General features: G+C 73.1%; 18 protein-coding genes. 13 read left to right on the top strand and 5 right to left on the bottom strand.

Annotated elements, in window-relative coordinates; all coding sequences use genetic code 11:
* The first annotated feature begins 39 nt into the window (after positions 1–39).
* Positions 40–219 (top strand): hypothetical protein, encoded by a 180-nt coding sequence (locus tag ACZ3YL_RS07455; protein WP_465656051.1) that lies wholly within the window; start codon positions 40–42, stop codon positions 217–219.
* Between the two features lie 211 nt (positions 220–430).
* Here the strand turns inward: ACZ3YL_RS07455 and ACZ3YL_RS07450 are convergent, their stop codons facing one another.
* Positions 431–1159, bottom strand: a complete 729-nt coding sequence (locus tag ACZ3YL_RS07450) for a gamma-glutamyl-gamma-aminobutyrate hydrolase family protein (RefSeq protein ID WP_188309640.1) — start codon at positions 1157–1159, stop codon at positions 431–433.
* 155 nt (positions 1160–1314) lie between these two features.
* Here ACZ3YL_RS07450 and ACZ3YL_RS07445 point away from each other — a divergent pair, with 155 nt between their 5' ends.
* The 4 genes from ACZ3YL_RS07445 to ACZ3YL_RS07430 all read left to right on the top strand — a co-directional run bounded on the left by ACZ3YL_RS07445 (position 1315) and on the right by ACZ3YL_RS07430 (position 6251).
* On the top strand, positions 1315–2715 hold the full coding sequence (locus ACZ3YL_RS07445; RefSeq protein ID WP_317621495.1) for a glutamine synthetase family protein: 1401 nt from the start codon (positions 1315–1317) through the stop codon (positions 2713–2715).
* Positions 2716–2772: 57 nt separating this feature from the next.
* The gene (locus ACZ3YL_RS07440) at positions 2773–4143 is read left to right on the top strand and encodes an aldehyde dehydrogenase family protein (protein ID WP_317621496.1); all 1371 of its coding nucleotides are present in this window, start codon (positions 2773–2775) and stop codon (positions 4141–4143) included.
* A 6-nt stretch (positions 4144–4149) separates the two neighbouring features.
* Positions 4150–4938 carry a 3-oxoacyl-ACP reductase gene (locus ACZ3YL_RS07435; RefSeq protein ID WP_188309642.1) on the top strand — a complete coding sequence of 263 codons (789 nt, stop codon included), beginning with the start codon at positions 4150–4152 and terminating at the stop codon, positions 4936–4938.
* A 110-nt stretch (positions 4939–5048) separates the two neighbouring features.
* Positions 5049–6251 carry a DUF2510 domain-containing protein gene (locus tag ACZ3YL_RS07430; protein WP_465656046.1) on the top strand — a complete coding sequence of 401 codons (1203 nt, stop codon included), beginning with the start codon at positions 5049–5051 and terminating at the stop codon, positions 6249–6251.
* Between the two features lie 151 nt (positions 6252–6402).
* On the opposite strand, the gene ACZ3YL_RS07425 is transcribed toward ACZ3YL_RS07430, so the two are convergent.
* From ACZ3YL_RS07425 to ACZ3YL_RS07415, 3 genes are all read right to left on the bottom strand, one after another.
* Positions 6403–7323 (bottom strand): lytic polysaccharide monooxygenase auxiliary activity family 9 protein, encoded by a 921-nt coding sequence (locus ACZ3YL_RS07425; RefSeq protein WP_188309644.1) that lies wholly within the window; start codon positions 7321–7323, stop codon positions 6403–6405.
* Positions 7324–7565: 242 nt separating this feature from the next.
* Positions 7566–7970, bottom strand: coding sequence for a hypothetical protein (locus tag ACZ3YL_RS07420; RefSeq protein ID WP_465656041.1), 405 nt, complete (start codon positions 7968–7970; stop codon positions 7566–7568).
* 58 nt (positions 7971–8028) lie between these two features.
* Positions 8029–9240: an alanine racemase gene (locus tag ACZ3YL_RS07415; protein WP_188309646.1), complete on the bottom strand. Its 1212-nt coding sequence runs from the start codon at positions 9238–9240 to the stop codon at positions 8029–8031.
* Between the two features lie 92 nt (positions 9241–9332).
* Between ACZ3YL_RS07415 and ACZ3YL_RS07410 the strand changes: the two genes are divergently transcribed.
* Positions 9333–10106, top strand: coding sequence for an SseB family protein (locus ACZ3YL_RS07410; protein WP_317621497.1), 774 nt, complete (start codon positions 9333–9335; stop codon positions 10104–10106).
* 59 nt (positions 10107–10165) lie between these two features.
* On the opposite strand, the gene ACZ3YL_RS07405 is transcribed toward ACZ3YL_RS07410, so the two are convergent.
* Positions 10166–10543, bottom strand: coding sequence for a DUF1844 domain-containing protein (locus ACZ3YL_RS07405; protein WP_188309647.1), 378 nt, complete (start codon positions 10541–10543; stop codon positions 10166–10168).
* A 470-nt stretch (positions 10544–11013) separates the two neighbouring features.
* Here ACZ3YL_RS07405 and infC point away from each other — a divergent pair, with 470 nt between their 5' ends.
* The 7 genes from infC (at position 11014) to pheT (ending at position 18768) form a co-directional block, all read left to right on the top strand.
* Complete coding sequence (infC, locus tag ACZ3YL_RS07400) at positions 11014–11778, top strand: translation initiation factor IF-3 (protein ID WP_317621498.1); 765 nt, start codon at positions 11014–11016, stop codon at positions 11776–11778.
* Between the two features lie 140 nt (positions 11779–11918).
* Positions 11919–12113 (top strand): 50S ribosomal protein L35, encoded by a 195-nt coding sequence (gene rpmI / locus ACZ3YL_RS07395; RefSeq protein WP_030055648.1) that lies wholly within the window; start codon positions 11919–11921, stop codon positions 12111–12113.
* Between the two features lie 109 nt (positions 12114–12222).
* On the top strand, positions 12223–12618 hold the full coding sequence (gene rplT, locus ACZ3YL_RS07390) for a 50S ribosomal protein L20 (RefSeq protein ID WP_030055649.1): 396 nt from the start codon (positions 12223–12225) through the stop codon (positions 12616–12618).
* 96 nt (positions 12619–12714) lie between these two features.
* The gene (locus ACZ3YL_RS07385) at positions 12715–13581 is read left to right on the top strand and encodes a TrmH family RNA methyltransferase (RefSeq protein WP_465656038.1); all 867 of its coding nucleotides are present in this window, start codon (positions 12715–12717) and stop codon (positions 13579–13581) included.
* 117 nt (positions 13582–13698) lie between these two features.
* Positions 13699–14802, top strand: coding sequence for a sensor histidine kinase (locus ACZ3YL_RS07380; protein WP_188309649.1), 1104 nt, complete (start codon positions 13699–13701; stop codon positions 14800–14802).
* Positions 14803–15145: 343 nt separating this feature from the next.
* Entirely contained in the window at positions 15146–16267 is a 1122-nt protein-coding gene (pheS, locus tag ACZ3YL_RS07375; protein ID WP_188309650.1) for a phenylalanine--tRNA ligase subunit alpha, read from the top strand.
* Positions 16267–18768 (top strand): phenylalanine--tRNA ligase subunit beta, encoded by a 2502-nt coding sequence (gene pheT, locus ACZ3YL_RS07370; RefSeq protein WP_465656035.1) that lies wholly within the window; start codon positions 16267–16269, stop codon positions 18766–18768. The genes pheS and pheT overlap by 1 nt, the downstream gene beginning before the upstream one ends.
* The last annotated feature ends 35 nt before the right edge of the window (positions 18769–18803 follow it).

Here is an 18803-nt window from a genome sequence, read left to right as displayed (position 1 = left end):
CTTGCGCAGCCTCGCGCCGGTCCGCGACGATCATGGCCCGTGCAGATCGCTACCGCGGACTCCGTCCGCTGGCTCTCCGAACTCGGCGTCAAAACAGCGGAGTTGACGTATCGTCACCTCATGGTGGCGCGTGAGTGGTTCCCGCACCGGTGCGTCCCCCGGGGCCTCGGCCGGGACTTCGACGGCCCGCTGGGCGGCGAGCCCTGGCGGCCCGAGTAGTCCGCGCTCGCACCCGCCGTGCGCTCCGCCCTGGTCGTCAACCTGCCGGCCGAGGACAGCCTGCCGGGCTGCCACTGGACCATCGGCAGCCGGGCCTCCCGGGGCGGCGCCCGGGGTGCCTGGCCGCACCGGTGGACCGCCGAGGAGGACCGGCACGCCGCCGCCTCCGGGGCTATCTGCACGCCTCCCCGCGGAGGGGCAGCGCCACGGCTCAGTGCAGGGCGACCGCGTCCAGGGAGGCGGCGGTGGCGGCGCGGACGAGGGCCTGCATGACGCGGAGGTCGGTGCCCTGTTCGGGGTGCCACTGGACGCCGATGGTGAAGCCGGGGCCCTCGACGGCCTCCACCGTGCCGTCCGGGGCGAGGGCGCTGACGCGCAGGCCGGCGCCGAGGCGGTCGACGGCCTGGTGGTGGAAGGTGGGCACCTCCAGCTCGGTCTCCGGGAGGAGGCCGCCGAGCAGGGTGCCGGGCACCGGCCGGACCAGGTGGGCGCCGTAGCACCCCGGCGAACCGGCGTGCACGTCCACGTCCAGCACGTCCGGCAGGTGCTGCACCAGCGTCCCGCCGCAGACCACGTTCAGCACCTGCATGCCCCGGCAGATCCCCAGCACCGGCATGCCCGCCGCCAGGGCGCCGCGCAGCAGGGCGACCTCCCAGACGTCGCGTTCCGGGGAGTCGACGTCCGTCAACGGGTGGGCCGGCTGCCCGTAGTAGGCCGGGTCGATGTCCGGTCCGCCGGCGATGACGAGGGCGTCGAGCCGGGCGAGCACCTCGGCTGCGCGTTCGGGGGCGTCGGGCGGCAGGAGGACGGCGATGCCGCCGGAGTCCTGGACGTACGCGGTGTACCGCTCCGGCACCAGGGCGACGCGACGACCCCGCCAGTCGCTCCAACTCGCGTCCACCAGGTAGGTGCTGACGCCGATGAAAGGCCTGCGATCCATGGCGGGCATTCTCCTCCCGCACCGCCTGATACCCCGTCAACCAAGCGTCTCGGCGCGCCACACCCGTCCGCCCTCTTCCGTGCCGTGAGCCGCAGGCCGTACGGTTCGCTGTGACCGCTTGATCTCGAAGAGTGATCGAGGAGGAGGGTTTCGGCATGCCCGAGAACGCCATGCCCGAGAACGCCCCCGCGGGTTCGCGGCCCCGGCCGCCACTGACCCTGGACGAGCTGCGCACCCTGGTGGACGCGGGTGAGGTGCACACCGTCGCGCTCTCCTTCACCGACATGCAGGGCAGACTGCAGGGCAAACGGTTCGCCGCCCGCTTCTTCCTCGACGAGGTGGCGGAGAACGGCGCCGAGGCCTGCGACTACCTGCTGGCCGTGGACGTCGACCTGAACACCGTGGACGGCTACGCCTTCTCCTCCTGGGCCACCGGCTACGGCGACTTCGCGATGCGCCCCGACCTCGGCACCCTGCGGCTGACCCCCTGGCAGCCCGGCACCGCCCAGGTCACCGCCGACCTGGCCCGGCACGGCGGCCACCCGGTGGACGCGGCCCCGCGCCAGCTGCTGCGCCGCCAGATCGCCCGGCTCGCCGAGTACGGGCTGGCCGCGGACATCGGCACCGAGCTGGAGTTCCTGGTCTTCCGCGACACCTACGAGCAGGCCTGGCTGGGCGGTTACCGCGGGCTGACCCCGGCGAACCTCTACAACGTGGACTACTCGATGCTGGGCACCGCCCGGGTCGAGCCGCTGCTCTCCCGGATCCGCAACGAGATGGCCGGTGCGGGGCTGACCGTGGAGTCCGCCAAGGGCGAGTGCAACCTGGGCCAGCACGAGATCGCGTTCCGCTACTCCGACGCCCTCACCACCTGCGACCAGCACAGCGTCTACAAGACCGGCGCCAAGGAGATCGCCGCCCAACAGGGCTGCGCGCTCACCTTCATGGCCAAGTACGACGAGCGCGAGGGCAACAGCTGCCACATCCACCTGTCGCTGCGCGACGCCGTCGGCGCGCCCGCCTTCGCCGACCGGGACGGCCGGATGACCGACACCATGCGGCACTTCCTGGCCGGGCAGCTCGTCGCCCTGCGCGAGTTCAGCGTGCTGTACGCGCCGAACATCAACTCCTACAAGCGCTACCGCCCGGGCTCCTTCGCCCCGACAGCCGTCGCCTGGGGCCGGGACAACCGCACCTGCGCCTACCGGGTGGTCGGCCACGGCGCGGGGCTGCGGATGGAGAACCGGGTGCCCGGCGGCGACGTCAACCCGTACCTCGCGGTGGCCGGGATGATCGCGGCCGGCCTGTACGGGCTGCAGCGCAAACTCGACCTGCCGACGCCCTGCCTGGGCAACGCCTACGCGGCGGAGGAGTACGCCCGGGTGCCCGGATCGCTGCGCGAGGCGGCCGACTTGTGGGCGGAGAGCGAGCTGGCCCGGACGGCCTTCGGGGACGACGTGGTCGACCACTACCTGAACATGGCCCGGGTCGAGCAGGCCGCCTACGACGGCGCCGTCACCGACTGGGAGCGCTACCGATCCTTCGAACGGATGTGAGCCATGACCCAGCCGACTCGCGTGACCGACCCGACTCCCGTGACCCAGCCGATTCCCGTGACCGACCCGACGACCACCAGCGAGGTGCGCAACCCCGCCACCGGCGAGCTGCTCGCCACCGTCCCGGACACCACCGCCGCGCAGTTGGACGCTGCCGTCCAGCGGGCGATGAAGGCCCAGGCGGGCTGGGCGGCGCTGGCGCCCGGCGACCGGGCCCGGCTGCTGCGCCGGTTCGCCGACCAGGTCGAGGTGCACGTCCCGGAGCTGGCCGCGCTGGAGGTGCGCGAGGCCGGGCACACCCTCGGCAACGCCCGCTGGGAGGCCGGCAACGTCCGGGACCTGCTGGAGTACGCGGCCGGGGGAGTGGAACGGCTGACCGGGTACCAGATCCCGGTGTCCACGGGCCTGGACGTGACCTTCCAGGAGCCGATCGGCGTGGTCGGGGTGATCGCGCCGTGGAACTTCCCGATGCCGATCGCCGCCTGGGGCTTCGCCCCGGCCCTGGCGGCCGGCAACGCGGTGCTCCTCAAGCCCGCTGAGGCGACTCCGCTGACCGCGCTGCGGCTGGCCGAACTGGCACTCGCCGCAGGGCTTCCCGAGGGGCTGTTCCAGGTGGTCCCGGGGGCCGGCGGCACCACCGGGCGGGCGCTGGTCGACCACCCGGCGGTACGCAAGATCGTCTTCACCGGGTCGACCGTGGTCGGCAAGGAGGTCGCCGCCCGCTGCGCGGCCCGGGTCAAGCGGGTCACCCTGGAGCTCGGCGGCAAGAGCCCCAGCATCGTCTTCGCGGACGCCGACCTGGCCCGCGCCGCCGATCCGATGTCCTTCGCCGACAACAGCGGCCAGGACTGCTGCGCCCGCAGCCGCATCCTGGTCCAGCGCGAGGTCTACGACGACTTCCTGGCGCTGCTGGTGCCCGCCGTCGAGGCGCTGCGCACCGGCGACCCGAGCGACCCGGCCACCCAGCTGGGCCCGCTGATCTCGGCCGCCCAGGTCCGCCGGGTCGCCTCCTACGTCACCCCCGACCTCCCGGTGCTGGCCCGGGGCGAGGTGCCGGACGGGCCCGGCTACTGGTACCCGCCGACGGTGCTGGCGCCCGCCGACCGGGCGGTCCCGGCGGTCACCGAGGAGATCTTCGGCCCGGTCGCCGCCGTCCTGCCGTTCACCGACGAGGCCGACGCGCTGCGGCTGGCCAACGCCACCCGCTACGGCCTGTCCGGCTCGATCTGGACCAGGGACGTCGGCCGGGCGCTGCGCCTGGCCCGGGGCGTACGGGCGGGCAACCTGTCCGTCAACTCGCACTCCTCGGTGCGCTACTGGACGCCCTTCGGCGGCTTCGGCGAGTCGGGGGTGGGCCGCGAGCTGGGGCCGGACGCGCTGCGTCACTTCACCGAGACCAAGAACGTCTTCATCCACAGCGAGGAGTGACAGTCCATGACCGAGCAGGACGACATCGTCTGCCGCCGCCTGGTCGGCCGTACCGCCGTGGTCACCGGCGCGGGCAGCGGGATCGGTCTGGCCGCCGCCCGCCGGCTCTCCTCCGAGGGCGCGAAGGTGGTCTGCGCGGACCTGGACGAGCAGACCGGACGGGCGGCCGCCAAGGAGGTCGGCGGGCTGTTCGTGCACACCGACGTCACCGACCCGTACATGGTCGAGGCGCTGTTCGACGAGGCGTACGAGACCTACGGCAGCGTGGACGTCGCCTTCAACAACGCCGGCATCTCGCCGCCGGAGGACGACTCGATCCTGACCACCGAACTGGACGCCTGGCGCAAGGTCCAGGAGGTCAACCTGACCTCGGTCTACCTGTGCTGCAAGGCCGCGCTGCCGTACATGCGCCGGCACGGGCGCGGCTCGATCATCAACACCGCCAGCTTCGTGGCCCGGATGGGCGCCGCCACCTCGCAGATCTCGTACACCGCCTCCAAGGGCGGGGTGCTGGCGATGTCCCGGGAACTGGGCGTGCAGTTCGCCCGGGAGGGGATCCGGGTGAACGCGCTGTCGCCCGGACCGGTGGACACCCCGCTGCTGCGCGAGCTGTTCGCCAAGGACCCGGAGCGGGCGGCCCGTCGGCTGGTGCACATCCCGCTCGGCCGGTTCGCCCGGGCCGAGGAGATCGCGGCCGCGGTGGCCTTCCTGGCCAGCGACGACTCCTCGTTCATCACCGCGAGCGAGTTCCTGGTGGACGGCGGCATCTCCGGGGCGTACGTCACCCCGTTGTAGGGCCGGGCCCCCGGCCCGCCGGGGCTTCTCACCGTAATCTCATCGAAAACCTCCGGAATTCCCGGCTGCGCTGATTTCGCGTTTATCCGGCTACCTTTAGATTCTTTGCTGTGAGCGAGCAGATTCCCGCCGGGTGGTACCCGGACCCGAAGGACACCACCAGTGACCCGAGACCGCAACGCTGGTGGGACGGCAAGGGCTGGACGGCCGACACCCGGCCCGCACCCTCGGACGCCCCGCCGCCGGAGCCCCCGGCCGCCGCGGCTCCGGGGCACGGAGCGGCCGAGCAGCCCACCGTGCTGGAGGGCGAGGTCCTGGACAGCGGCCCGACGGTCCGCTACCCGGAGCCGCCGCCCTTCGGCACCGCCTACGGCGCGCCCGGCCGGCCGCCGGGCAAGGCCCGGCGCAAGCCGTCCAAGCTGGTCGTGGCCACCGTGGTCGCCGCCGTGCTCGGCCTGGGCGCGGGCTCCGGGATCACCTACCTGGCGATGGACGGCCGCCACGACAACCAGCCGCAGCGCAGCGCCGCCCGTACCCATCCGGCGCCGAACGACGACGGCGGGGTGTTCGGCTTCCCCGGCCTCGGCGGCGGTGGCAACGGTGGCAACGGTGGCGGCCAAGGTAGTGGTGGCGGCAACGGCAGTGGCGGCGGCAATGGCAACGGCAATGGCAGCGGGAAGGCCAAGCCGGGCGCCAACAAGGCGATCGACCTCGTGAACGGGCTCACCCTGCCCACCCCCTCCGGCTGGCAGGCCGGCACCACCGACAACGGCTACGCCGCGCTGACCATCGGCGCCTACAAGTGCCCGGACGGCACCGACAACTGCACCCTCGGCGGGGTGAACACCGGCCGGATCACCGGCGGTGGCACGGACGCCCAGGCGGCGGCGAAGGCGGACATCGCGCAGGCCGTCAAGGACTCCTACGGCGACGTCACCGGCCACCAGGAGCTCAAGTCCGAGGCCGTGAAGGTCAACGGCCAGGACGGCTACCTGGTCCGCTGGAAGGTGGACGCGGCCAAGGGCAACAGCGGCTACGTGGAGACCGTGGTCTTCCCGTCCGCCGACGGCAAGGCGCTGGTCTCGGTGCACTTCGGCTTCGACATCGCCGACAAGGCGCCGGACGTCTCCGTGATGGACACCATCGTGAAGGGCATCGCCGACTTCAAGGGCAAGGTCCCGGGCGTGCCCGGGATGCCCGGCCTGCCGGGCTCCGGCGGCGGTTCCGGGCCCGGTGGTGGTTCCGGTTCCACCGGCGGTTCCGGTGGCGGCTCCACCGGTGGAACCGACGGCTCCGGGACCGCCACCACCTGAGCCCCCCGCTCCTCACAGCGCGACGGCCCACCCGGGAGGACCCCTCCCGGGTGGGCCGTCGCTGTCGGGTCCTGCGGGTCCGTCGTGGGCCCGGGAGCCGCGGAACCGGACCGGACGGGGGTGGGCCGGCCCGGCCCCGCGTCGTCCGGCGTCAGGAGTCGCGTCGAACAGCCTCGACGCGACGGCGCCGGAGCACCATGCCCGCCCAGCCGACGCCGAGCGCGGCGGCGCCGGCGAGCAGCAGCGGGCCGGTGGCCGAGGTGCCGGCCACGGCGGCGGAGGTGGTCGGGATCGGCCGGCCGGCCGGGGCGTTCGGGTCCCCGCCGTGCCCGTGGTGGGCGACCGTGGACTTGGGGGCGTCGGCCGCGATCTGGGCGTCGCTGGGCGCGGCCGGGGCGGCGAGCGAGGAGACCGCCGGGGCGCCGGCCGTGGTGGCGCCGCCGAAGTCGACGTCGGAGCAGCTGTAGAACGCCTCCGGGCTGTCGCTGCGCTGCCAGATCATGTAGAGCAGCTGGCGGCCGGTGCGCTGCGGCAGGGTGCCCGGGTAGGTGTAGTACCCGTTGGTGGCGGTGCGGTCGACTGGCACCTGGGCGACCGGGGTCGGGTCGAGGTCCGACCACTTGAGCGGCTTGGTGGGGTCGTAGCCGGGCTTGGTGATGTAGACGGTCTGGGTGCCGACGTGCGGCGCGGTGGTGCGGAACTGGAAGGTGAAGCTGCCCGCGCTGACCGGGGTGGCCGGCCAGTCGGTGCGCGGCCAGTCCAGGGCCGCGTACTTGTCGCGGTTGGCCGAGCAGAGCCTGCCGTCCGGGATCAGCGCCTGGTGGTTGCCGTTGGCGTTGGCGATGTTGACCTCGTTCCAGTCGTACAGCGGCTGGGTGCCGCTCGCGGCGACGAGGTCCTTGCAGACCTGGGACACCGGGTGCTCGGGGCCCTCGGCGTAGCAGGCGGCGATCCGGCTGACCGGGCCGGTCATGGTGCCGTGGGCGGCGGCGGTGCCCGCGGTGGTCGCGGCCACCGCGAGGACGGCAGCGCCGACCACGCCGACGGACAGGGCAGTTCGCTTGATGGACATGGGGTGGGGACTCCTTGGCCGTCGTTCCGGGCGGGTGTGGGGGAGCGGACACGCCTGCCCGTTCGGGGGCCGCCGGCCCGGATCGCGGGCCCCCGGCCAGAGCGTAGGATTGGTCTGGACCATAAGGCAATAGCCTGGAGCAGTACCGTCGTTGACGGACCGTAGGATCCCGAGCAGCGCAAAGGCCCGACGGGACACCCCGGTCAGGTGTTCCATCGGGCCCGCTCAAGGCGCCGGAAAGGTCAGAACCGCTGGTTCGTGGTGCCGGCCTGGATGACGATGTCGCTGTTCACCGTCGAGTCGCGGATCACGTTGTGCACGGAGCCGATCCGCGTGGCCTCCTGGGGGGCGAACTCCGCGAGGATGTGCCGCAGTTCGGCGACCGCGTCCGGGTTCTCCCGGAACAGCCGGCGCAGCCGGGCGCGCAGCACGGCCGTCTGGTCCGCCAGTGCTTCCCGGTCGTCGCCGGCCTCCAGCACCTCGGCCCGGATCTCCTCCAGCTCGGCGCCGGTCGCCTCGTCCTCCTCGCCGCGCCCGAACATCCGGGAGACCCGCGAGCTGACCTGCTGCCAGGCCGCGGTGGCCATCAGCCCGGCCAGTGACGAGGCGCCCGACGTCACCATCTGCTGCACGATCTCCGCTTCCATGGCGCCCCCTCGTGGTTCGTCGTGTCGGTACCACGGTAGGGCACCGGGTGGCGGTCCGTCAGAGGTACGTCTTGCCCTCACCCCGGTAGGTGGGCGCGGTCCGCACGATCCGGTCCCCCTCGATCAGGTGCAGTTCGGCGAAGCGCTCGCACAGCTCGCCCGCCTTGGCGTGCCGGAACCAGACCCGGTCGCCGATCAGCAGGTCGTCGGCGGCCGGGCCGAGCAGCGGGGTCTGCACCTCGCCCGCGCCCTCCATCGGGTCGTACCGCAGCCCCGGCGGCAGGTAGGGCACCGGGGAGCGGTCCGGCCCGGCCGCGCCGGAGGCCGGGTAGCCGCCGCCGAGCACCGTGACCACCCCGACGCCGGGGCGGCGCACCACCGGCTGGCCGAACAGCGCGGCCGGACGGCCCCGGAACACCCGGTAGTTGTCGAACAGCTGCGGCTGGTACAGCCCGGACCCGGCGGCGACCTCGGTGACGGCCCGCTCGGCCACGGTGGACTCCACACTGCCGGTGCCGCCACCGTTGACGAACTCCAGCTCGGCCACCTGCCGCAGCCGCCGCACCACCGCCGCGCGCCGCTCGGCCAGTTCGGTCCGCGCCCTGGCCTGCATCAGCCGGATCAGCTGCGAGCGCAGCGGCCGCCCGGGCACCCGGTCGCCGACCCCGGCGACGTGCCCCTCGTACGCCATCAGGCCGACCACCCGGAAGCCCGGGCGGCGCTGGACGAGTTCGGCGAAGCCGACCAACTCCTCCGGGGTGCGCAGCGGCGAGCGCCGGGCGCCCACCCGGACCCGCCCGCCGAGCAGGTGCAGTGCGGTGTCCAGCTCCAGGCAGACCCGCACCTCGGCGTCACCGGTGCGGGCCTTGTCGATCAGGTCCAGCTGGGCGGGGTCGTCCAGCACGACGGTGACCCGGCCGGCCAGCTCCTGGTCCCCGGTCAGCTCGGCGTAGCCGGCGCGGTCGGTGGACGGGTAGGCGAGCAGGACGTCGCGCACGCCCGTACGGGCCAGCCAGAGCGACTCGTCCAGGGTGAAGCTCATCACCCCGAGGAAGCCGTCCATGGCCAGCGCCCGTTCCAGCAGCGCCCGGCAGCGCAGCGACTTGCTGGCCACCCGGATCGGCTTGCCGCCCGCCCGGCGCACCAGGTCGGCGGCGTTGTCGTCGAAGGCGGTGAGGTCCACGACGGCCACCGGCCCGTCCAGGTGGGCGGTGGCCCGGTCGTACCGGTGCCGGTCCGTGACAGGGGTGCGCGCGACGAGGATGGCCATGCGCGCAGGCTGCCACAGCGCGCTACCGGTGGGTAGAGGTCGGGTGCGGGAAAATACGGGCCGGTGCGGCCCGGTGGCATAGGGTCGGCCGGGTGGACCGCAAAGACTTCTCCAACCCGGCGTTCGTCGGCAAGAGCATCCCGAATCCCGGCTTCTCCGACGACGACGGCACGGCGGACCAGGCGCTCACCGAGGCCCTGGCCCGCTGGTCGCAGGACCGCGCGGTGGAGCCCGAGGTGCTGGCGGCGCTGACCCCGACCCGGCTGATGGTCCCGATCGTGGCCCTCCTCGGCGAGGTCGAGGTGGACGAGCACGGGCACAAGCACGACAAGAGCAGCGACATGGCCGTCCCGGTCCTGGAGGCCCCGGACGGGCGCCGCGCCCTGCCGGCCTTCACCTCGCTGGAGACGCTCACCCGCTGGCGCGCCGACGCCCGCCCGGCGCCGACGGCGGCCCCGCAGGCCGCGATGGTCGCCTTCTCCGAGCGCGCCGACACGCTGCTGATCGACCCGGCCGGGCCGGTGCCGTTCCTGCTCAGCGGTGCCCGGCTGCGGGCCCTGGCGGAGAACCGCCCCTACCTGCCGCCGGTCCGGGACCCGGAGGTGCGGGAGGCGGTCCGGGCACTGCTGGCGGCCGAGCCGCAGGTGGTCAGCGGGCTGCTGGCGCCGTCGGAGGACTCGGACGGGGTGCTCGCGGTGGTGTTCGACCCGGCGTTGGACCAGCCGGGGCTGCAGGAGGCCGCGCAGCGGGTCGGCCAGGCGGTGGCCGGGGACCCGGTGCTGCGGGTGCGGCTGGACCGGGGGCTGGACCTCGCGGTGCTGCCGGCCGGCGCCCAGCTGCCGGGGGAGCCGCTGTACCGGCGGTAGACACGACGAAGGGCCTCCAGGTACGAAATTTCGTATGTGGAGGCCCCGGCCGGACCGTCTCAGCTGTAGACCGGCCCGGTGAACTTCTCGCCCGGCCCGGTGCCCGGCGCGTCCGGCACGAGCGAGGCCTCGCGGAAGGCCAGCTGCAGCGAGCGCAGCCCGTCCCGCAGCGGGGCCGCGTGGAAGTTGCTGATCTCCGGTGCGCCGGCGGTGACCAGTCCGGCGAGCGCGGTGATCAGCTTGCGGGCCTCGTCCAGGTCCTTGTCCTTCTCGCCGCCCTCGGCCAGGCCGCACTTGACCGCAGCGGCGCTCATCAGGTGCACCGCCACGGTGGTGATCACCTCGACGGCCGGGACCTCGGCGATGTCCCGGGTGAGGTCGTCGAAGCCGATCGCGTCGTCGTCCGCGCCGGGGGTCTGGGTGGGCTCGCTGCTCAAGGGAGGCTCGTTCCGTCGTGCGGTGTGGGTACAGGTGGAGCGTACAAGGGGCCCGGAAGCCGCCGGGAGGGCAGTACGCCGGGGCGGAATGGCGTTCGACAGCGCGACGCTGTAAGCTTCGAGACTGACCGGCCGGGATCCCTCATGGGCACCTGGCCAGCAAGTGGAGGCTCCACTGCGAGGAGGCCCGAGAGGGCAACCGCGAAAGTCTCCCACCTGGTCGGCCTCGCGGTCGACGGGTCCGGTCCGCGACGGGCGCCACGGCGCCGAGTCGCCCGCAGCGTCCCTCACCGGACGCAGCCCCCGGTTGTGTGGAGCCCCGCTTGTACCGAGCGGGGCTTTTTTCGTGTGGCGGTGCCGAGAGGTATCGGGCAGCGCAGCACGAATGAAGCCCCGCCCAGTGGTCGAGTCCACTACGTGCGACCGCCGTCCGACGGCCGCATCGCAGAAGGTGCAACCGAGGAGGCCCCATCAGCACCGAGCCCCGCATCAACGACCGGATTCGCGTCCCGGAGGTGCGACTTGTCGGTCCCAGCGGCGAGCAGGTCGGCATCGTGCCGCTTGCCAAGGCGCTGGAGCTCGCACAGGAGTACGACCTCGACCTGGTCGAGGTCGCGGCGACCGCCCGGCCGCCGGTGTGCAAGCTCATGGACTACGGCAAGTTCAAGTACGAGTCGGCCATGAAGGCTCGTGAGGCGCGCAAGAACCAGGCGCACACGGTCATCAAGGAGATGAAGCTCCGGCCGAAGATCGACCCGCACGACTATGACACCAAGAAGGGTCACGTCGTCCGGTTCCTCAAGCAGGGCGACAAGGTCAAGATCACGATCATGTTCCGCGGTCGTGAGCAGTCCCGCCCCGAGCTGGGCTTCCGTCTGCTGCAGCGGCTCGCCGACGACGTCCAGGACCTGGGCTTCATCGAGTCCTCGCCGAAGCAGGACGGCCGGAACATGATCATGGTTCTCGGCCCGCACAAGAAGAAGACCGAGGCGATGGCCGAGGCCCGCGCCATCGCGGACGCCCGCAAGGCCGAGCGACAGGGCCGGACCCCCGGTTCCGACGCCGCCTCCGAGGACGACGACGCGCTGGCCGACGACCTGGTGGACGACGAGGCCGAGACCGAGGCGCACGACGCCCCGGCCCAGGCCGACGCCGCCGAGGCCGACGCCGCCGAGGTCGAGGCCGCCGAGGCCGACGCCCCGGTCGAGCAGCCGGCCGCTTCCCAGGGCGCCTGAGCCGCAAGGCTCACGGCGGTCCGGGGTCGGCCCCCAGGGTGACAGGGCGTCCCGCCCGGTCACCACAGATCCATCCAGTTCACGCCCGCGCGGCGCAGGTCGCGCGGGCGTGGACGGGACTGACGAGGAGATACGGCGAAATGCCGAAGCAGAAGACGCACAGTGGCGCCAGCAAGCGCTTCAAGATCAGTGGCTCTGGCAAGGTGCTGCGCGAGCGCGCCGGCCGCCGCCACCTCCTGGAGCACAAGCCCTCGACGCTGACCCGCAAGCTGGCCGGGACGGTCGAGCTGGCCCCCGCTGACGCCAAGAAGATCAAGAAGCTTCTCGGCAAGTGATCGCCCTCCCGCCCGGCGCGAGCCGTGTGCGGGGCAGCTGATCCTTCCCGACCCATTCGAATGACGGACCACGTGAAGTAGTCCGTGGTCCAACCCAAGGAGTAATCAAGTGGCACGCGTCAAGCGGGCAGTGAACGCCCACAAGAAGCGCCGGGTCATCCTGGAGCGCGCCAGCGGCTACCGTGGCCAGCGCTCGCGCCTGTACCGCAAGGCCAAGGAGCAGGTCACCCACTCGCTGGTCTACAACTTCAACGACCGCAAGAAGCGCAAGGGCGACTTCCGTCAGCTGTGGATCCAGCGCATCAACGCTGCGGCCCGTGCCAACGGCATCACCTACAACCGCTTCGTGCAGGGCCTGAAGGCCGCCAGCGTCGAGATCGACCGCAAGATGCTGGCCGACCTGGCCGTCAACGACCCGGGTGCGTTCGCCTCCCTGGTCGAGGTCGCCCAGAAGGCGCTGCCGGCCGACGTGAACGCCCCGAAGGCCGCCGCCGACGCCGCCTGATCTTCCGAGATCGGTTGAGCTCTGACCGGACCCGCAGGCTCGCCTGCGGGTCCGGTTCTGCATTGCCCAGCGCCGCCCGCCACAGAGAACGAGACCATGCCGAGCACCGAGACCCCCCTGCTCACCTCCCTGCGCTCGCCGCGCGTCGTCGCCGCCCGTCGGCTCGCCAAGCGGAACCAGCGCACCAAGGAGCGCCGCTTCCTGGCCGAGGGCCCGCAGGCCGTCCGGGAGGCCATCGCGTTCGGCCAGCTGCCGGGGACGGCCGAGCACGCCGTGGTCGAGGTGTACGTGGGTCTGGAGGCCGCCGAGCGGCACGCGGACATCGTCGAGGCCGCCCTGGCCGAGGGGCTGCCGGTGCTGACCGCCACCGACGAGGTGATCGCCGACATCTGCGACACGGTGACCCCGCAGGGGATCGTGGCGCTCTGCCGCTTCATCGACACCCCGTTCGCCGAGGTGCTCGCGGCCGGGCCCAAGCTGGTGGCGATCCTCGCCCACGTGCGCGACCCCGGCAACGCCGGCACCGTGCTGCGCACCGCCGACGCGGCCGGCGCGGACGCCGTGGTGCTCACCGACGCCTCGGTGGACCTGTACAACCCGAAGGCCGTCCGGGCCTCCGTCGGCAGCCTGTTCCACCTGCCGGTGGCGGTCGGCGTGCCGGTCGAGGAGGCGGTCGGGCAGCTGCGCGCGGCCGGCATCCGGGTGCTCGCCGCGGATGGCGCGGGGGAGCGCGACCTGGACCGCGAGCTCGACGAGGGCACCCTCGGCGCGCCCGGCGCGTGGCTGTTCGGCAACGAGGCCTGGGGGCTCCCGGAGGAGACCCGCGCGCTCACCGACGAGGTCGTGCGCGTACCGATCCACGGCCACGCGGAGAGCCTCAACCTGGCCACCGCCGCGGCCGTCTGCCTGTACGCCTCCGCCCGGGCACAGCGTTCGCCCGGCGGCTGCCGCTCCAACGGCTGACACGCGCCCGGGCGCGCCGGGATCACCACGTTGCAAGCCCTACTGCCGGGGCCTGCGAGGCGCTAGGGTCTGCCTCGGTGGGGGGAACGGCACGGTGGGTAATCGGGGAGGCAACCCATGGTCGGCAGCGGGCCAGAGCTCGACCCGGACGACCTGCCGGACGGCCTGGTGGTCGCCGACGCGCTGGGCCGGGTGGTCTGCTTCAACCGGGCCGCGGCCCGGCTCACCGGCGTGCTCCCGGCGGCCGCGATCGGCCTCGCGCTGGAGGACGTCCTGCCGCTGGAGGACCTGGACGGCCGCCGCTGGTGGCAGCTGACCGACCCGTACGGCGGCCTGGCGATCCGCACCCGGCAGCCCGAGCGCAACCTGCTGCTGCCCGGCGGCCGCGAGGTGCTGGTCTCCGCCCGGTACGTCCGGGCGGCGCCGCTGGGGCCGCTGGAGCGCCTGGTGATCGCCCTGCGCGGCACCGAGGCCCGGCGCCGCACCGAGCGCAGCCACGCCGAGCTGATCGCCACCGTCGCGCACGAGCTGCGCTCCCCGCTGACCAGCGTCAAGGGCTTCACGGCGACGCTGCTGGCCAAGTGGGAGCGGTTCACCGACGGGCAGAAGCGGCTGATGCTGGAGACGGTGGACGCCGACGCCGACCGGGTCACCCGGCTGATCGCCGAGCTGCTGGACATCTCCCGGATCGACGCCGGGCGGCTGGAGCTGCGCAAGCAGGTGGTCGACCTGGCGGCCGCGGTGCGCCGGCACGTCGAGCGCAAGGTCGCCACCGGCATCCCCGAAGAGCGCTTCGACATCCGGATCACCGAGCCGCTCACCGTGCTCTGGGCGGACCCGGACAAGGTCGACCAGGTGCTGGCCAACCTGCTGGAAAACGCGGTGCGGCACGGCGAGGGAACTGTCACCATCGAGGTGGCACCGGCCAAGGAGGTCGTCGAGGCGCCCGTCTGGGAGCGCTCCGGCACCCCTCCCCGCATCGTGGAAGGCACAGCGGTCACCGTGAGCGACGAAGGCAGCGGCATCCCCGAGGAGTCGATGCCGCGCGTCTTCACCCGCTTCTGGCGGGGCTCCAAGCGCGGTGGCACCGGCCTCGGGCTCTACATCGTCAAGGGCATCGTGGAGGCCCACGGCGGTTCCATCCGGGTCGACCGCGCGCCCGGCGGCGGGGCCCGGTTCCGATTTATCCTGCCCGCCGGGGTGCCCGACTTCATGCTCTGAAAGAGGATGAACGACAAGCGCGGCATGCTCTGAAAGAGGATGAACGACAAGCGCGGCATGCTCTGAAAGAGGATGAACGACAAGCACGGCATGCTCCGAAAGAGCATGAACGACTGATACAGGCATGCTGTGGTCGGGATCCGGACGGGCTTGACGGCAGCCGCGCTACGCGCTGCGACTACACTCGACCTTTGGCGTTGCGCAACGCCCTGTGCGGCTGTGCCGCGGACACCCCTCCCCGTAAGCACGGAGACCGGCTGCCCGCGCCCCGGCCCCGCCGGGCGTGACGCGAAGGCGAGCCCACACCTGAGTACGGACGAGCAGGAGCACGGGAAAGATAGAGATGTCGGCACCCAACAAGTCGTACGACCCGGTCGAGGTCGAGGCCCTGAAGCCCGAGGTGGTGGAGCAGGCGCGGGACGAGGCGATCGCCGCCTTCGCCGCCGCCGGTTCCCTGGACGAGCTGAAGCAGGCCAAGGTCGCCCACATCGGCGACCGCTCCGCGCTCTCCCTCGCCAACCGCGAGATCGGCGCCCTTCCGCCGCACGCCAAGGCCGCCGCAGGCAAGCTGATCGGCCAGGCCCGCGGCGCCGTCAACCAGGCGCTCGCCAAGCGGCAGGCCGAGCTGGAGGCGGAGCGGGACGCCCGCGTGCTGGTCGAGGAGGCGGTGGACGTCACCCTGCCGTACGACCGCGCCCCGCGCGGCGCCCGGCACCCGCTGACCACGCTGGCCGAGCGCATCGAGGACACCTTCGTCGCGATGGGCTACCAGGTGGCGGAGGGCCCCGAGGTCGAGGCCGAGTGGCTGAACTTCGACGCCCTCAACCTGGGCCCGGACCACCCGGCCCGCTCGATGCAGGACACGTTCTTCGTCCAGGCCCCGGACGGCTCCGCCGACTCCGGCGTGGTGCTGCGCACCCAGACCTCCCCGGTCCAGGCCCGCACCCTGCTCGACCGCGAGCCCCCGGTGTACGTGGTCTGCCCCGGCCGGGTCTACCGGACGGACGAGCTGGACGCCACCCACACCCCGGTGTTCCGCCAGGTCGAGGGACTCGCCGTCGACGAGGGCATCACCTTCGCCGACCTCAAGGGCACCATCGAGGTGCTGGTCGAGAAGCTGATCGGCGGTGGCCTGGAGCTGCGCTGGCGCCCCTCGTACTTCCCGTTCACCGAGCCGAGCGCCGAGATCGACCTGCAGTGCTTCGTGTGCCACGGCGAGAGCGTCGGCAACCCGGACCGCCCGTGCCGCACCTGCTCCTCCGAGGGCTGGATCGAGCTCGGCGGCTGCGGCGTGGTCAACCCCCGGGTGCTGGTCGCCTGCGGCGTGGACCCGAACCGCTACAGCGGGTTCGCCTTCGGCCTGGGCCTGGAGCGGATCCTGATGAATCGTCACAACGTCGCCGACATGCGCGACATGGTCGAGGGTGACGTGCGCTTCACCCTCCCGTTCGGGATGGAGATCTGATGCGCGTCCCGCTTTCCTGGCTGCGCGAGTACGTCGACCTTCCGGCCGGTGAGACCGGCCGCGACGTAGCCGAGCGCCTGGTCCGGGCCGGCCTGGAGGTCGAGACCGTCGAGCAGCTCGGCGCCGACTTCAAGGGCCCCCTGGTGGTCGGCGAGGTGCTCTCCATCGAGGAGCTGTCCGGCTTCAAGAAGCCGATCCGGCACTGCTTCGTCAACGTCGGCGACGCCAACGGCACCGGCGCGCCGCAGGAGATCGTCTGCGGCGCGACCAACTTCGCCGTCGGCGACAAGGTCGTGGTCGTGCTCCCGGGCGCCGTGCTGCCCGGCCCGTTCCCGATCGCGGCCCGCAAGACCTACGGCCACACCTCGGCCGGCATGATCTGCTCCGCCCGCGAGCTGGGCATGGGCGACGACCACAACGGCATCATCGTGCTCCCGCCCGAGTACGAGCCCGGCACGGACGCCATCGAGCTGCTCCAGCTGGTCGACGACGTGCTGGACATCGCCGTCACCCCGGACCGCGGCTACTGCCTGTCGATGCGCGGCGTGGCCCGGGAGGCCGCCGCCGCGTACGGGCTGCCGCTGGCCGACCCGGCGCTGCTCGACGTGCCGCCGGCCAACTCCTTCGGCTACCTGGTCAAGGTCAGCGACCCGGCCGGCTGCGACCGCTTCGTGGCCCGTACGGTCGTCGGCGTCGACCCGACCGCCAAGTCGCCGATCTGGCTGCAGCGCCGCCTGCAGAAGGCGGGTATCCGCCCGATCTCGCTGACCGTCGACATCACCAACTACGTGATGCTGGAGGTCGGCCAGCCGCTGCACGCCTACGACAGGCAGCGCGTGGCCGGCCCGATCACGGTCCGCCGGGCGGCCGAGGGCGAGACCCTCACCACCCTGGACGGCGTCGAGCGCAAGCTCGCCGCCGACGACCTGCTGATCTGCGACACCAGCGGCCCGATCGGCCTGGCCGGGGTCATGGGCGGCGCCTCCACCGAGATCCTCGACCCGGCCGCCGGTCCGGGCACCACCGAGGTGATCATCGAGGCCGCGCACTTCGACCCGGTCTCCATCGCCCGCACCGCCAAGCGGCACAAGCTGCCCTCCGAGGCGTCCAAGCGCTTCGAGCGCGGCGTCGACCCGGAGGCCGCCCGCGCCGCCGCGCAGCGCGCCGTCGACCTGCTGGTGCTGATCGCCGGCGGCACCGCCGAGGCCGGGGTCACCGACATCGCGGCCCCGCACCCGGTGCGCACCATCACCATCGCCGCCGACCTGCCGGACCGGGTGGCCGGCACGGCGTACGGCCGCGAGACCGTCACCCGGCGCCTGCAGGAGATCGGCTGCTCGGTCGCGGGCGCCGACGTCCTGGAGGTCACCCCGCCGACCTGGCGGCCCGACCTCACCGACCCGTACGACCTCGCCGAGGAGGTCATCCGGCTGGAGGGCTACGACAACGTCCCCGCCCGGATGCCGAACGTCCCGCCGGGCAAGGGCCTGACCGAGGCCCAGCGGGTCCACCGCCGGATCGGCGTGGCGCTGGCCGGGGCCGGCTACGTCGAGGTCAACAACTACCCGTTCCTCGGCGAGGCCGCCTTCGAGGCGCTCGGCCTGGAGCCGGAGGACCGCCGGCGCCGTACCGTCACGCTGGTGAACCCGCTCAACGACGAGGAACCGTCGCTGCGCACCACCATGCTGCCGGGCCTGCTCGGCGCACTGCGCCGCAACATCGGCCGGGGCAACACCGACCTGGCGATCTTCGAGACCGGCACGGTGTTCCTGCCGAAGGACGAGCTGACCGTGGCCCCGCGCCCGGCCGTCGACCGCCGGCCGAGCGACGCGGAGCTGGCCGCGCTGGACGCCGCGCTGCCGGACCAGCCGCGCCGGGTCGCCGTCGCCCTCGCGGGCGAGCGGCTGCCCTCCGGCTGGTGGGGCAAGGGCGCCCAGGCCTCCTGGGCGGACGCGGTCGAGGCGGCCCGTACGGTGGCCCGCGCGGCCGGCGTCGAGCTGACCGTCCGCCAGGGCCAGCTGGCGCCCTGGCACCCGGGCCGCTGCGCCGAGCTGGTGGTCGCCGGCACCGACCGGGTGGTCGGCCACGCCGGTGAGCTGCACCCGCGCGTGGTCAAGGCGCTCGGCCTGCCGGCCCGTTCGGCGGCGATGGAGCTCGACATCGACCTGCTGACGGCCGACGGCCCGGTGAAGGTCGAAGGCCCGGCGGTCTCCGGCTTCCCGGTGGCCACCCAGGACGTCGCGCTGATCGTCGACACCGCCGTGCCGGCTGCCGAGGTCGAGGCGGCGCTGCGTTCGGGCGCGGGCGAACTGCTGGAGGCCATCCGGCTGTTCGACGTGTTCACCGGCGAGCAGGTCGGCGAGGGCAAGAAGTCGCTGGCGTACGCGCTGCGCTTCCGCGCCGCCGACCGTACCCTGACCGCCGACGAGGCCACCGCCGCCCGCGAGGCGGCCGTCGCCGAGGCGGTCGGCCGCACCGGCGCGGTGCTGCGCGGGGCCTGATCCGCGGAACGCCCGAGAGGGCCCCACACCTTGCC

The sequence above is a fragment of the Kitasatospora sp. NPDC023176 genome (assembly GCF_055560495.1).
This window is presented reverse-complemented; position numbering and strand designations above follow the sequence as displayed.

Coding starts and splice junctions, on each gene's coding strand:
- ACZ3YL_RS07420 (WP_465656041.1), bottom strand. CDS start 7,970: ATGGAAGCGGAGATCGTGCAGCAGATGGTGACGTCGGGCGCCTCGTCA.
- ACZ3YL_RS07380 (WP_188309649.1), top strand. CDS start 13,699: ATGGTCGGCAGCGGGCCAGAGCTCGACCCGGACGACCTGCCGGACGGC.
- ACZ3YL_RS07435 (WP_188309642.1), top strand. CDS start 4,150: ATGACCGAGCAGGACGACATCGTCTGCCGCCGCCTGGTCGGCCGTACC.
- ACZ3YL_RS07385 (WP_465656038.1), top strand. CDS start 12,715: ATGCCGAGCACCGAGACCCCCCTGCTCACCTCCCTGCGCTCGCCGCGC.
- ACZ3YL_RS07450 (WP_188309640.1), bottom strand. CDS start 1,159: ATGGATCGCAGGCCTTTCATCGGCGTCAGCACCTACCTGGTGGACGCG.
- rpmI (WP_030055648.1), top strand. CDS start 11,919: ATGCCGAAGCAGAAGACGCACAGTGGCGCCAGCAAGCGCTTCAAGATC.
- ACZ3YL_RS07445 (WP_317621495.1), top strand. CDS start 1,315: ATGCCCGAGAACGCCATGCCCGAGAACGCCCCCGCGGGTTCGCGGCCC.
- ACZ3YL_RS07415 (WP_188309646.1), bottom strand. CDS start 9,240: ATGGCCATCCTCGTCGCGCGCACCCCTGTCACGGACCGGCACCGGTAC.
- pheS (WP_188309650.1), top strand. CDS start 15,146: ATGTCGGCACCCAACAAGTCGTACGACCCGGTCGAGGTCGAGGCCCTG.
- pheT (WP_465656035.1), top strand. CDS start 16,267: ATGCGCGTCCCGCTTTCCTGGCTGCGCGAGTACGTCGACCTTCCGGCC.
- ACZ3YL_RS07425 (WP_188309644.1), bottom strand. CDS start 7,323: ATGTCCATCAAGCGAACTGCCCTGTCCGTCGGCGTGGTCGGCGCTGCC.